Below are 13,230 nucleotides of genomic sequence, written 5' to 3' on the forward strand. Positions count from 1 at the left end.
AATTCAAGCAGTTTAGCTTTAACCATATTGATCAGGTGTTGCAAGCCGTTATCTTACACATCTTCAGATAACTCTCGCTTTACATACATGCTCTTGTCCTCCTTCCCTTTCGGGTTAAAGTTAGTTGTTCACCTCGAGGCCATTTATTCTGAACCCCGCTTAGCTCCGCTAAGTATTTCTTAATGCGTACCACGGCGCACCATTTAAAAGCACAGGGGGCAATTACCAGTGGAAGATGTTATGAAACACCAGAGCTCAATACACCGGCAAATATTGCAAATGGGAAAGTGTATTTTGACTTTGAATTTAATACATCTTATCCAGCCGAACACGTTACTTTTAGATCTCATTTAGTGAACAACCAAATACTTTAAAAGGCAACCTGCCTTCTAGACAAAATCTAGCAACATTAAAACAGGAGAAAAAATGCTGCCAAAAATCTTAAAGAATTTTAACGTATTTGTTGATGGTAGAGGTTACGCAGGAAAAATAGATGAAGTAACCTTGCCAAAACTTACCATAAAAACAGAAGAATATCGTGCAGGTGGTATGGATATTCCAATAAATATTGATATGGGCATGGAAAAGCTGGAAGCAGATTTCACTTTTTCTGAATACGATACAGAGCTATTTAGGCTTTTTGGCCTCATAGATGGTAATTCGGTTTCTTTGACGCTAAGGGGCGGATTACAAGGCAGTGGAAGTAATGATATCGAAGGAGTAATTATCAATCTCAGAGGAATATTCAGAGAATTTGATTTTGGTAGCTGGAAACCGGCTGAGAAAGCAACACTAAAATGTACCGTAGCTGCCCATTATTATAAACTTACTATAGGTGGCAATGAACTGATAGAAATCGATGCTGAGAATATGATTCGCAGAATTAACGGTGTTGATCAAATGGCTTTGTTACAAACGATTTTAGGGATTTAATTTATTTATAGGAGAAAAAAATATGAAAACAGTAAAACTTGATAACCCAATAACAGTAGAAGGAATTGAGGTTTCAGAATTAACTTTTAGACCAGTCAAAGTAAGAGACTGCCTAACAATGGAACGTGCCGGTAGTAGTGATTTTGAAAAAGAAGTTGGATTAATAGCAAACCTAGCATCTGTAACAAAGGAAACAATTTGGGAATTATATTTTGCAGACTACATGAAAATACAGGAAGCGTTGAAGGATTTTTTTCCATCGGTTACACAAAGGACTTAAGGCTAAATGTGTTAATGCTCTGTTCTGTCGTAGGTGGCGGAATTGAGCAGGTACTTGAGATGGAAATAAACGAATTTATTTTATGGGCCAAAGCTGCGGGGGAATTTAAATGTCAACATTATCAGTAAAAATAGGTGCCATACTAGATGGTAGCTTTAATAGCGTAATGGCAGGAAGTAATGCTCAACTTTCCCGTCTTGGGAGTACAATAGAGCAACTTGATGCATCGATGAAATCGGGATCTAAATTCAAGGAATTAAGACATGGAGCTCTAGCTGCTAAGGTATCTTTGAACAAATTGGAAAAGAAATTAGAGTTCTTGTCGGGAGCACCTTTAAAGGCTGCTTTTGATAAAGCAAAGGCGTCAGTAGTAAAGGCGAAAGAAGCTTATTTACAGAAAAAAGACGAAACTTCAAAGGTTGCTCTTGACAAAGCTAGGAAGTTAGCGGCAGAGGCAAAAAAAGCTTATTCACAACATAAGAAAGACAAAACTTTAAAGGCTGAGTTTGATAAAGCTAGGGCAGAAGTAAAGAAGGAAAAAGCAGCATACTTACAAAAGAGAAATACTCTACATGCATTCAGTGAAGAAGTAAGAAAAAGTGGAAAGAACGTTCAGTCCTTGATAAGGGATCAACATAAACTTGGTGCTTCTGCAGACAGGCTGAGAGGTCAATACAGTAAGTTGAATACTGCCATCAAAAAACGGGACATGTTTTTGGGGAGAAAAGCGTACTTTAGATCACAAATGTTGGAGACGGCTGGGCTTGCATTAACGCTTGCAGCTCCAATTAAAGTTGCAATTGACTTTGAAAGTGCTATGGCTGATGTTAAGAAGGTAGTGAAATTTGCTGAGGATGATGCAGCTCATAACCAAGGAGCCGCAGAATTTGGCCAGAAATTAAAGGAATTATCCCGTACAATACCACTATCAGCTGCAGAATTAGCACAAATAGCTGCAAGTGGTGGACAACTTGGTATTAAAAAAGAGAAACTGCTTTCATTCACAGAAACAGTAGCTAAAATGTCTACAGCATTCGATATGTCTGCAGAAGAAGCAGGTGATTCCATAGCTAAACTTGCTAATGTTTATGGAATTGAAGTAGCAGGCATGGAAAGGGTAGGTAATATTATAAATCACCTTTCAGATAATAGTGCTGCTAAAGCAGGAGATATGGTTAAAGCATTAGCTATAGTTGGTGGTAGTGCAAAACAGTTTGGTCTTGATATTAAGGAAACAAGTAGTTTAGTAAATGCCTTCATTAGTTTAGGAAAACAACCAGCAAAAGCTGCTACTGCAATAAACGCTCTACTTAGTAAACTCCAGACCGCTGAGGGACAGAGCAAAGAGTTCAAAGCAGCATTGGAAGACATGGGAATCACTGCAGAAGAGATGACACAAAGGATTAGCGAAAATGGCCAAGACGCACTACTTTATTTTTTTGAAACTCTGGAGAAAGTAGATAAACAGGAACGTTCGCAAATTCTTCTCAATCTCTTTGGTCAAGAATATCAGGATGATATTGCATTACTAGTTGGAAGCTTAAAGAATTATAAAGATGCCATAAATCAGTTAGCTGACGAGAAAAAATTTGAAAAGTCCATGCAAGAAGAGTTTAACAATCGTGCAGCAACTACAGCAAATAATTTGAGACTACTGAGAAATGCGATAGCGGAAGTAGGAATGAACTTGGGCTCAGTAATGCTACCTCCTTTAAAGTGGGTAAGTAGTCTTTTAAGAGAGATAACTAACCCCATAGCTTGGTTTGCAGAAAAGTTTCCAGTTATTACTACAGGAATAATGAGTGTCATAGCAGCACTAATAGGTCTTAAAGTTCTAGCAGTAAGTGGTGGTTATGCATGGAATCTGATTAGAGGTGGAATGTTAACTTTTTCGGTTATTTTGCATGGGGTAGTTAAGCCAGCACTGATATCATTATCGTCATATGCTATTCCAGCGGTAATTACTGGGCTGAGTGTTTTAAAAGCTACAACTTTGAGCTTAGCAACGAAAGCTTTTCCTCTACTATCATCAGCTCTACCTGCAGTAGCAGCAGGAGTGAGATTTTTGACAGCAGCAATTGTGAGCAACCCTATAGGGGCTATTATTGCCTTACTTGCATCTGGTGCGATACTTGTTATATCTAACTGGCAAAAGGTAAAGAACTTTTTTTCTAGCATCTGGGAGTATATAAAATCGATAATAAAACCCATTGGAGAGATGTTTTCATGGCTGGGAAATACTGTCGGTAGTATATTTGGAAAAGTTGCTGAAAATAGTCCATTGAAGGAATTTGAAAAAAGAAAAAGTATTGTTACTGAAATAAAAGCAGTCCATACTCCCCTGAGGAGCAGCACTTTCAGCAATGGGAATCCTTTGTTGAATAACAGTATAATTAAAGAAATATCTGAGAGAAGAAAGAATAATATAAAAGTCAAAAGCCTTATTGAGGAGAAAAAGTCCACAGAGAGCGATAATGATAAGATATTTGCAGACTTTGCAAGGAGTAAGTTTGAAAATAAAGAACAAAAAACTATGAATAAAACTCAGAACATCACTAATAATTACACTATCAGCATTAAAGCAGAGCCAAATCAAGATGTTCGTAGTCTTGCAGATGAAGTAATAAAAAGAATAAGAGAAAAATCACGAGATGTTATGTTTGATACCGTAGACTCCATTTACTAATGTTATCCTTCGGTCCATATAAATTTTCTCCAACGAGTTTAAAGTATAGCAAAGAGAAACGCTGGAGTGTAGTTGAGTGTATTGGTAAGCAATTACTACAGAATATTGGCCAAGGGGCAGAAAATGTAGATTTAGAAGGGATAATCTATCTTCATAATGGGTTAGATCAATTAAAGAACATGAAAGAAACAGAAGAAAACCAAATACCTCACACTTTAGTTGATAGCATGGGAAATGTTTTAGGACAATTTGTAATCACTCGCTTTGAAGAAAAGCAAACGTCGTTTTTTCCTTGTGGGTTGCCGAAAAAAGTTGAATTTAATTTAAGTTTAAGGCATTACTTATGACTATATATTACTCGACAAAAGAGAATGACATGTTGGACTATATTTGTTGGAAACACTACGGATTTACTTCAGGAGCAGTAGAAATAGTATTAGAGGAAAACCCTGGACTTGCAGAACATGGAAGTTTTTTACCGGCAGGACTAAAAATTAAATTGCCTGTAATAGAAAAGCCTCTACAAAAGTCAACTTTAAAGGTTTGGGAATAAAATGCAACCAGAGTTTATCATTGAAGGGTATGAATTAGCAAAAGATCACTTGGTGTCAATGCATGTTACTGATGAATCAGGGACTATAGAGGATGTAGTTGAAATATGTGTTGATTACAGGGATGATAACATAAAAGTTCCAAAAGAGCTAAAGATTGCTTTGGGATATAGAGAAACAGGAGTACTACCCATAGGTGTATATACAGTCAATGAAATTACAGTACAAAGTCCACCAAAAACCCTAACAATCAAAGCTCATGCAACAAACTTGATGATATCGCTAAAGGAAAAAGTATCTAGGGCATGGGACCAGATTACACTTGGTGATTTAGTCAAAGAAATAGCAAATAAGCATGGATATGGGTACAAAGTTGCTGAAGAATTTAAAGATATATTGATGCCACACATTGATCAGACTGAAGAAAGTGATATAAATTTGTTAACTAGAATAGCCATAGAGCGAGAAGCAATGGCAAAATTAGCAGGAGGATATGTATTGTTTATTCCAAAAGGCGCAGCAAAATCAGCAACAGGAAAAGCTTTAGGAACAACGACTATTAGACCTCAAAATACAATCAATTGGAAAGTGCATTTTACTGTACGTGATAAATATAATTCAGTGATAGCAAAATGGTATAGCTATGAGAAGGGAGAACCAATATCAGAAACAGTAGGTAGCGGTGAACCAAGTTACCCTATACAAACAATTTATCCGAATGCAGAATCAGCATTAAGTGCAGCAAATGCCAAATTTAAACAACTACAGCGTAACAATGAAACTTTAGAAATGACAATACCAGGTAATCCAGAGTTATTTGCAGAGGCAAAACTTAACCTTGTAGGGTTCAATCAAGATATAGATGGTGAATGGGTAATTGATAGAGCAGAACATACTTTAAATAGTTCGGGATATCGTACTGCATTATCGGCATCTTTGAGTAAGTGAGATTTATGTTAAGAGAAAGTAAATAAATTGCTGATTTAATGTGAAAAAAATGCTAAATATGAGCAAAATGTTCAAGAAACAAGCTACACTGTGGTTTATAGTGGCAATAGTATGTATTGTTATTACGTATTACTATCAAAAATCCAAGGCTGCTGAGGAGTATCAGAAAATGTTGGAAGTAGCAGCTAAGAACTGTGACTTAGAAACTGTGAAATCATTAGTAAAAAAAAGTAGAGATGATTCAAGTATTAGTAAAAAGGCATTATATTATGCGGCAGAGAAAGGATGCTTAGAAATTGTCAAATTTCTGTTAGATGAAGGAGTAGACATAAACACTATGAGTTTAGCACTGCTTGATGCTGCTGACGGTGGTCAATTAGAGGTTGTAAAACTTTTGTTGGAGAGAGGAGCTAACCCTCATGTTGGAGACTGGAAAGGGAGAACTGCAAAAACTATAGCAATTAGGTCATCTTATCATGAAAGTAATAAGCCTTACAGAGAGATTGTAGATCTACTTGCTGAGGCAGAAAAACAATATAAGTCAGAGCAATAAATCGTACGTACAACACGCAGTACAAATTCTCAATAACACAAATTAACATTTCAAATCATTATGCCAAACCAGAAAATCCCATTAGCAGTAATTATCACTATGGTAATACAGACCGTAGCAGCGATATGGTGGCTCGCTAAGCTAGATTTACGGGTTCACATGCATGATAAATTTGTAGAACAAAACCAAGGACTAACAGAAATAGTCTATCGACTTGAAGAGAGAGTGAAAAACCTCACTGAAGAAGTCAATGAACTTGAAGCCATTCACAAACACAAATAACGACTAAATTTCACAATGACTAAATATATCTTGTCCGTTGACGGCGGAGGCATAAGAGGCATAATACCAGCCATAATACTAGCAGAAATAGAAAAGAGAGCAAGAAAACCTATTTCCCAAATCTTTGACCTAATGGCAGGTACTTCAACCGGTGGCATTGTTGTGGCTGGGTTATGCAAGAAAGATGATCAAGGCAAACCTCAATACTCTGCAAATGATTTAGTTGAGCTTTACCAAGAGTATGGGGCATGTATTTTCAAGTCTTCATTTTTTAGGCGATCAATATTATCTTGGTTTAACTGCGCACAATACCCATATGAAAACATCGAGTCGATATTGGACAAGTATTTTGGTGAAGATATTCTAAAAAACACTTTAAGTAAGGTACTAATTACAAGATACCGTTTTTATTGTCAACAAATTATTTAGCTAAAAAGAATAAAAAATAACAAAAAGTTTTAATTTAGGCTGATACCTTATACACAGTTACACCAATTTTTTACTGTGCCTTCTTAGTGAGAGGCAGTGCATCAGTTATACGTTCAGCGAATCTATCTCTTATAAAACAAGCAGCAATTTTGAGTAACCAGGTAATAAAGATACTCAAAAACATCTAAAGTTTAGTACAAATGACAAAATATATTCTCTCAATTGATGGTGGTGGAATAAGAGGAATTATTCCAGCAATGATATTATCCAGAATAGAGCAAAAAACGGGTAAACCTATTTCTCAAATTTTTGATTTATTGGTGGGTACTTCAACTGGTGCTACTATTGTAGCAGGACTATGTAAAAAAGATAGCAAAGGAAAGCTACAATATTCAGCTGATGACTTGGTTAATCTTTATCAGGAGTACGGACCTTATATTTTTAAGTCTTCATTTCTAAGAAGATCAATATTTTCTTGGATTAACGGTGCACAATACCCCAGTAAAAATATTGAGTATGTACTTCATAAATATTTTGGCGATGATATCCTTAAAAACACTTTAAGTAATGTGTTGATTACGAGTTACGATATTCACAATAACTGCCCATTTTTCTTCAAAAGCTGGAAAGAGGATAGAAATTTTATTAAATTAAGGGATGTATTGAGAGCAGCAACTGCAGCACCTACTTACTTTGCACCTAAATATTTAAAAGTCAACCAAAAGGAAATGGTATTAATAGATGGAGGAGTTTTTGCCAATAATCCAGCAGCATGTAGCTATGCAAGCAGCAGAAAGCTATTTCCTAACGATGATGTAGTACTTCTTTCCATCGGTACTGGCAGATCGTCTCATTCCATTAAATACCTCAGATCGAAAAGATTTGGCAAAATATCCTGGATTAAGCCATTGATAAACGTAATGTTTGCCTCTGGACTAGATTGTGTAAATTATCAGTTAGACCAGATTATTAACAATAGCTATATCAGAATTCAATCGCAGCTAAAAGTAGCATCAACGGAGATGGACAATACAACATACGAAAATATCAAGTGTTTAAAAAAAGAAGCACAAACGATGATTGAATGTAATCAAAAAGCAATAGATAAATTCTGTACAGTAGTATCATAAACTTTAACCTTTTAATCTAGAACTCGCATTTTTGAACGTTTCCTTTTAAGCTTCAGTAAACCTCCTAACTCTATAGTTCTTGATATGATCTGGATTAAAAGCCTTCCTTGAACTTAAAACACCAAAAACTATATGGAGTAATTTACGCATTGCAGCTCCCACAACGGCCATATTATGCTTGCCTTTTTCCTTTAATCTTTCGCAGTAAGTTTTAATAATAGAGTTGTGATTTTTAGCTACTATAGCAGGAAAATAAAGAGCCTTACGCAATGTCCGTGAACCTGATTTACTTAGCTTAGGCTTGGCATATACAGAGGAACCTGACGTCATATTTCGTGGTATAACACCTGCATACGCCGCCAATTGCCTGGCATCTCTAAAAGCCTCTATGTCAGAAACTTCAGCTAAAATAGCTATTGCTGATTCTTCTCCTATGCCTGGAATAGTCAATAGAAGTTGAAAATTTTCCAACAATTCTTTGTGTTGATTTAATAGTTCACGTACGGAGTTTTTTATTGTTTCTATTTTTTGAGTTATATTCATTGCAAGGTCTTCCCAAGCATTTGCAACTTCTTCAGGCAGTCTCTCTTTTTTTTCTAAGTGGTTATTTACTAATGTTAACTCGTCTTTTAACGCAACCGAGCAACGATAAAGATGTTTTAATTTTTTCATTTCAGGAGAAGGTGGTGTCCAACGAGTAGGTTCTTGTCTTTGACAATAATCAGCAATAATCTCTGCATCAGACTGGTCATTCTTTTGCCGTGCGAGCTTACTTTTTGCATAAAAATTTATGCGAGCTGGGTTTACAACACTAACAAAATATCCAGCCTTGTAAAGGAATTCAGCTAAAGCTTCACTATAACAACCGGTGGATTCCATGCAAGCTTTTACTTCTTCTACGTTATGTTTTTGTAGAAAGTCCAGCAGACCTTGAAATCCAGTATCATCATTTTTAAATTTCCTTTTCCTAGCTTCACGTTTTCCTTTTTTACTTATAAACGAAAGAAAAACATCAAAGCGTTCTTTTGAAACATCTATACCAAGAAAGTTGTTGATCATATATAACTCCATACGTTACTATTTAAAATGAAAAGTAAGGCTTACCTTATGAATACAGAATTAGAACCATTGAGGTCTTTCTATGATACCGTCCAGCCTAAACTTTTGAGAAGGGGGCTCTTATCTTGTAAACAGATTTTATATCTAAGTTACGATTCAGAGTTCTTCCCTTCTCCACCTAATGCTTAAGCTTAAAACACTAGATGCTTTTTACAAGATATAAGTTATGATATTCACAATAACTGCCCATTTTTCTTTAAGAGCTGGAAGAAAGATAAAAATTTTATCAAGTTGAAAGATGCACTCAGAGCCACAACAGCAGCACCAACATACTTTGCACCTAAGTATTTAGAAGTTAGCCAAGAAAAAAGAGTATTAGTCGATGGAGGGGTATTTGCCAATAACCCAGCGGCTTGTGCATATGCAAATAGTAAAAAACTTTTCCCTAATGAAGAAATAATGCTGGTATCAATTGGCACAGGTCGGCTATCTAATCGAATCAAGTACAGGAAATTAGGAAAAATAGCCTGGATAAAGCCTCTATTAAATGTGATGTTTGCGTCGAGCCTTGATGTAGTGAATTATCAACGTGTGTCCAGAGAAGGTGAGTATGTTCAGTAGGAGTTAAACCTACCGGGATAAAAGTCGGAGTCCCGTAGCTTGGGTAGCAGCATGTAGGGAGACCAAAGTGTTGAAGCCTACCGACAACGTTATCGTAGGATAATGGCGAATTACCAGGCCGTAGCGAAAGCGAACACATAGGTGGCCTCGAAAATTACAAGTCCTAAAGGCTGAGCCCACGTTGGTAGGGTGAAGGCAATAGGGATAGCTGAAAACCCGAATGATACGGCATATCTACTTTAGCGTGGTGATAGTGATGGCATGGTAATGAGGACATATGAAGCAACTGGAGAAGCCCTACTCATCCCAGGGAGAAATACCTTGGAGCGGTAAGTTCTATAACTGGAAAACAGGAAATGAACCGAAGATGAGAGGGTGGCGGATGGGTGCGTAGTAGCGAAGAAATGAGGTAACTCTCACGGAGCAAAGGCACCCTACTAGTAGGAATTCTTTTAACAAAAGGAAGGTAAAGGTAAAAATGATAAAAATGCCAACAAAATTACAAGACCTGAGAAGAAAGATATATACCAAAGCGAAGGCAGAACCGGAATGGCGATTCTGGGGAATCTATGTTCACGTCTGTAAGATGGAGACACTAGAAGAAGCATATAAGCTAACAAAGAAAAGTAATGGGGCACCAGGAATTGATGGGGTGACATTCAAATCAATAGAGGCAGAAAGCTTAGAAAAGTATCTTCAGCAAATAAGACACGAACTAACAACCAAAACCTATAGCCCAAATAGGAACCGGAGAAAGGAAATACCAAAAGTTGGGGGAAAACTCAGAACGTTGAACATACCCTGCATCCGGGATAGAATAGTGCAAAGTGCACTAAAGCTAATAATTGAACCAATATTTGAATCTGACTTTCAGGACGGATCATATGGGTACAGACCTAAGAAAAAAGCGCATGAAGCAATAAACAGAGTAGAGAAAGCAGCAATCAAAGGCAACACAAAATGTATTGACGTAGATCTGAAATCCTACTTTGATAACGTGCGACATCATATTCTTATGGAGAAAATTGCCAGAAGGATAAATGATAAAGGAATCATGCACTTAATCAAGCTAATCCTTAAAGTAGGAGGAAAACGAGGAATAGCACAAGGGTCGCCGATCTCGCCGTTACTAAGCAATATATACCTGAATGAGGTAGATAAAATGCTAGAAAAGGCTAAAGAGGTGACTAAAGAGGGGAAATACCAACATATAGAATACGCCAGGTGGGCAGATGATCTAGTGATACTGATAGATGGACACCAGAAATGGGAATGGCTTGAGAAATCAGTGCACAAAAGGTTACAAGAAGAATTAGCAAAACTAGAAGTAGAAGTAAATAAAGAAAAGACAAAGGTAGTCAATCTAAAAGAAAAAGAGACATTCAGTTTTCTAGGATTTGATTTTCGAGAGAAAATTACAAAACAAGGAAAGTGGAGGGTACAAATAACACCAAAGATGAAAACACGGACAAGCTTACTTCAAAAACTGAAGGAAGTATTCCGTAGCTATAAATCACAACCAATAGGAAAGGTGATCCAAATCATTAATCCAATATTGAGAGGGTGGACAAACTACTTTAGGATAGGAAACTCAGGTCGAAGCTTTAAATACATAAAACAATGGGTAGAGAAGAAAGCAAGACGCAATCTGATGCAAGCCAGAAAAGCAAAAGGATTTGGCTGGAAAAGGTGGAGTAGCAAATGGATATACGAGACTCTTGGTCTATATTCGGACTATAGAATAAGATATTACGTCCCGAAAGCCTTACCAGCACAATATGCTATAAACTTTGGTAAAGAATCTACTAGGAAAGCGTAGTGCGGGAAAACCGCATGCTGCGTTTGATGAGGCGGGAGCTGGAAACGTAAACACGGGAATTTTGGATTGAGGCCCAGGATGAAAATAATGGATCAGTCGCCAAACCCTAAAGAGGCGCGCCAGTTCTCGACCCTACTAGGTAATGTAATGGACGACAGATACATCAGGATACAATCACAACTGACAATAGCGTCGGCTGAGATGGATAATGTAACACCTAAAAATATTAAATGTCTTCAGCAAGAAGCAAATGCGATGATAGAGGACAACCAGAAAGTAATAGATAAATTTTTGAAATGCCAAGCAAGATAAAGAACTTATATAAAAAAGCAAAGAAGGGCTTAAAGAATCTAGTTTTGCCGAAAAAACATAAAGCTAAGGATCAAGAAGCTAAGCCAAAACCGCCACATGAGCAACCTCTGAAGTTGATGGAGAAGACCTCTAAAGTAGAAAATGTCAAAAAAGATAAGAAGGGATTTAAAGAAATAAAAGAAAAAATAAAAAGCTTAAAAACGAAGAAAGCAAAACCCGTAGAAAAAGAGCTGAAAAGAGGTAACGTGTTCAAAAAAGGCTTCAAAAAGCTAAAAGGGAAGCTGAAGAGCCTAAACCCCATAAAAGCTAAGAAAAATAAGATAATCGGGAGCAAGAAGTTAGCATTTTTACTGACATCTGCTACAATTGTGGCAATTTTACCAACATTCAGTTTAGCTCCCTTGCCAGCACTAGCAATAACTTCGGCATGTGTTTTCAGTATTAATTTTATTGCAGTCAAAACATTAAAGAAGTTTATCAAACAACGCAAATTAGCAGCAGAATCTAAAGAAGAGTCAACTCTAGCCGAACCAAACAAGCCGGAAGAAGAAATTCAAGATGTATCGTTCGAATCAATAAAAGAAGAATCTAAGCAAATTTCCAGAGAATAGACTTAGCTATTTATTACCGCATTTGTTACAGCAGACAAACCACCCAAGAAAAGGAAATAAATTTTGCTTGTAAAGTCTCCTCTTCGCTACCCTGGAGGTAAGAGTCGCGCCGTTTCTCAAATTATTAATAAATATATTCCAAAAGACGCTGTGCTCTCCTTTTATAGGTAATAGAGTTAGCGTTAGCCAGCAGAGGAACAAAAGTTTATGGCTATGACGCCTTTGAACCATTAGTAAGATTTTGGCAGGTGCTTTTAGAAGATGCTTCTTACCTTGCAGAGGTAGTTAGGAAATACCAAAATATGACATCTACCATACTTACAAAAAACATTTTTCACCTTGCAAGATAGAATTGAAATTGCTGCAGCATTTTTTGCATTAAATCGCTCATCTTTCAGCGGTACAACATTGTCGGGCGGTATGTCTCCAGGCCACCCACGTTTTACACCAAGTTCAATAGAAAGATTAGCAAAGTTCTCAATTAAAAATCTTACTGTGGATTTAGCTGACTTTAAAAAAAGTATTCCTAAACACGCAAATGATTTCTTATATTGTGATCCTCCTTATTTAATTGATCAAAAACTATACGGAAGAAGAGGTACAGATTTTGACCATGAAGGACTTGCCAAACTTTTGTCGACTCGCGATGGATGGGTTTTATCGTATAATGATTGTGAGGAAATACGGGACATGTATACAGAGCATCGTATCATTACACCCAAATGGACGTATGGAATGGGTAACTCTAAAAAATCGAATGAGATTTTAATCTTGAGTAAGGACTATAGGAATTTCAGTATCGCGGTCAAAACACACTAAAGAAATTAACGCAAATTAGCAGCAGAATCTAAAGAAGAGTCAACTCTAGCTGAACCAAACAAGCCGGAAGAAGAAATTCAAGATATATCAGTCGAATCAATAAAAGAAGAATCCAAGCAAGTTTCCAAAGAATAGATTTCTATATTAATATATTTGCTTAAATATCTCTCTATTTTCATTTAAATATTATATATTTA

At 36.6% G+C, this 13,230-nt stretch carries 13 protein-coding genes and 4 pseudogenes; 16 read left to right on the forward strand and 1 reads right to left on the reverse strand.

What is annotated here, in order from left to right:
• Nucleotides 1–200 precede the first annotated feature (200 nt).
• The 11 genes and pseudogenes from OPR43_RS01635 to OPR43_RS01685 form a co-directional block, all read left to right on the forward strand.
• Nucleotides 201–374: pseudogene (locus OPR43_RS01635) on the forward strand (phage tail protein); the annotation flags it as partial.
• Nucleotides 375–426: 52 nt separating this feature from the next.
• On the forward strand, nt 427–933 hold the full coding sequence (locus OPR43_RS01640) for a phage major tail tube protein (protein ID WP_265035145.1): 507 nt from the start codon (nt 427–429) through the stop codon (nt 931–933).
• A 22-nt stretch (nt 934–955) separates the two neighbouring features.
• Nucleotides 956–1,213, forward strand: a complete 258-nt coding sequence (locus tag OPR43_RS01645) for a phage tail assembly protein (RefSeq protein ID WP_265035147.1) — start codon at nt 956–958, stop codon at nt 1,211–1,213.
• Nucleotides 1,214–1,322: 109 nt separating this feature from the next.
• Entirely contained in the window at nt 1,323–3,899 is a 2,577-nt protein-coding gene (locus tag OPR43_RS01650; RefSeq protein WP_265035148.1) for a phage tail tape measure protein, read from the forward strand.
• Nucleotides 3,899–4,246, forward strand: a complete 348-nt coding sequence (locus OPR43_RS01655) for a phage tail protein (protein WP_265035150.1) — start codon at nt 3,899–3,901, stop codon at nt 4,244–4,246. Before OPR43_RS01650 ends, OPR43_RS01655 begins: the two co-directional genes overlap by 1 nt.
• The gene (locus OPR43_RS01660; RefSeq protein ID WP_265035152.1) at nt 4,243–4,452 is read left to right on the forward strand and encodes a tail protein X; all 210 of its coding nucleotides are present in this window, start codon (nt 4,243–4,245) and stop codon (nt 4,450–4,452) included. The genes OPR43_RS01655 and OPR43_RS01660 overlap by 4 nt, the downstream gene beginning before the upstream one ends.
• A gap of 1 nt (nt 4,453) precedes the next feature.
• A complete protein-coding gene (locus OPR43_RS01665) occupies nt 4,454–5,398 on the forward strand; it encodes a phage late control D family protein (RefSeq protein ID WP_265035153.1) in 945 nt (314 codons plus the stop codon).
• Between the two features lie 67 nt (nt 5,399–5,465).
• Nucleotides 5,466–5,951 carry an ankyrin repeat domain-containing protein gene (locus OPR43_RS01670; protein WP_265035154.1) on the forward strand — a complete coding sequence of 162 codons (486 nt, stop codon included), beginning with the start codon at nt 5,466–5,468 and terminating at the stop codon, nt 5,949–5,951.
• A gap of 60 nt (nt 5,952–6,011) precedes the next feature.
• Nucleotides 6,012–6,233, forward strand: coding sequence for a hypothetical protein (locus OPR43_RS01675; protein ID WP_265035155.1), 222 nt, complete (start codon nt 6,012–6,014; stop codon nt 6,231–6,233).
• Between the two features lie 15 nt (nt 6,234–6,248).
• A pseudogene (locus OPR43_RS01680) lies at nt 6,249–6,635 on the forward strand (patatin-like phospholipase family protein); the annotation flags it as partial.
• Between the two features lie 227 nt (nt 6,636–6,862).
• Entirely contained in the window at nt 6,863–7,792 is a 930-nt protein-coding gene (locus tag OPR43_RS01685; RefSeq protein ID WP_264735396.1) for a patatin-like phospholipase family protein, read from the forward strand.
• 45 nt (nt 7,793–7,837) lie between these two features.
• On the opposite strand, the gene OPR43_RS01690 is transcribed toward OPR43_RS01685, so the two are convergent.
• Entirely contained in the window at nt 7,838–8,851 is a 1,014-nt protein-coding gene (locus OPR43_RS01690) for an IS110 family RNA-guided transposase (RefSeq protein ID WP_264735395.1), read from the reverse strand.
• Nucleotides 8,852–9,073: 222 nt separating this feature from the next.
• On the opposite strand from OPR43_RS01690, the pseudogene OPR43_RS01695 reads away from it, so the two are divergent.
• The 5 genes and pseudogenes from OPR43_RS01695 to OPR43_RS01715 all read left to right on the forward strand — a co-directional run.
• A pseudogene (locus OPR43_RS01695) lies at nt 9,074–9,439 on the forward strand (patatin-like phospholipase family protein); the annotation flags it as partial.
• 511 nt (nt 9,440–9,950) lie between these two features.
• Nucleotides 9,951–11,291 carry a group II intron reverse transcriptase/maturase gene (gene ltrA / locus OPR43_RS01700; RefSeq protein WP_265035157.1) on the forward strand — a complete coding sequence of 447 codons (1,341 nt, stop codon included), beginning with the start codon at nt 9,951–9,953 and terminating at the stop codon, nt 11,289–11,291.
• A 150-nt stretch (nt 11,292–11,441) separates the two neighbouring features.
• Nucleotides 11,442–11,603, forward strand: a pseudogene (locus OPR43_RS01705) (patatin-like phospholipase family protein); the annotation flags it as partial.
• Entirely contained in the window at nt 11,588–12,214 is a 627-nt protein-coding gene (locus tag OPR43_RS01710) for a hypothetical protein (RefSeq protein WP_265035161.1), read from the forward strand. The pseudogene OPR43_RS01705 and the gene OPR43_RS01710, both read left to right, overlap by 16 nt.
• A 339-nt stretch (nt 12,215–12,553) precedes the next feature.
• A complete protein-coding gene (locus tag OPR43_RS01715) occupies nt 12,554–13,033 on the forward strand; it encodes a DNA adenine methylase (RefSeq protein WP_265035163.1) in 480 nt (159 codons plus the stop codon).
• The last annotated feature ends 197 nt before the right edge of the window (nt 13,034–13,230 follow it).

The sequence above is a fragment of the Wolbachia endosymbiont (group A) of Apoderus coryli genome, from assembly GCF_947251615.1.
GTDB lineage: Bacteria > Pseudomonadota > Alphaproteobacteria > Rickettsiales > Anaplasmataceae > Wolbachia.

Bases quoted from the DNA above. Each gene is read 5' to 3' on its own strand.
- ltrA (WP_265035157.1), top strand. From the start codon at position 9,951: ATGATAAAAATGCCAACAAAATTACAAGACCTGAGAAGAAAGATATAT.
- OPR43_RS01710 (WP_265035161.1), top strand. From the start codon at position 11,588: ATGCCAAGCAAGATAAAGAACTTATATAAAAAAGCAAAGAAGGGCTTA.
- OPR43_RS01690 (WP_264735395.1), bottom strand. From the start codon at position 8,851: ATGATCAACAACTTTCTTGGTATAGATGTTTCAAAAGAACGCTTTGAT.
- OPR43_RS01675 (WP_265035155.1), top strand. From the start codon at position 6,012: ATGCCAAACCAGAAAATCCCATTAGCAGTAATTATCACTATGGTAATA.
- OPR43_RS01670 (WP_265035154.1), top strand. From the start codon at position 5,466: ATGTTCAAGAAACAAGCTACACTGTGGTTTATAGTGGCAATAGTATGT.
- OPR43_RS01655 (WP_265035150.1), top strand. From the start codon at position 3,899: ATGTTATCCTTCGGTCCATATAAATTTTCTCCAACGAGTTTAAAGTAT.
- OPR43_RS01660 (WP_265035152.1), top strand. From the start codon at position 4,243: ATGACTATATATTACTCGACAAAAGAGAATGACATGTTGGACTATATT.
- OPR43_RS01650 (WP_265035148.1), top strand. From the start codon at position 1,323: ATGTCAACATTATCAGTAAAAATAGGTGCCATACTAGATGGTAGCTTT.
- OPR43_RS01685 (WP_264735396.1), top strand. From the start codon at position 6,863: ATGACAAAATATATTCTCTCAATTGATGGTGGTGGAATAAGAGGAATT.
- OPR43_RS01645 (WP_265035147.1), top strand. From the start codon at position 956: ATGAAAACAGTAAAACTTGATAACCCAATAACAGTAGAAGGAATTGAG.
- OPR43_RS01665 (WP_265035153.1), top strand. From the start codon at position 4,454: ATGCAACCAGAGTTTATCATTGAAGGGTATGAATTAGCAAAAGATCAC.
- OPR43_RS01640 (WP_265035145.1), top strand. From the start codon at position 427: ATGCTGCCAAAAATCTTAAAGAATTTTAACGTATTTGTTGATGGTAGA.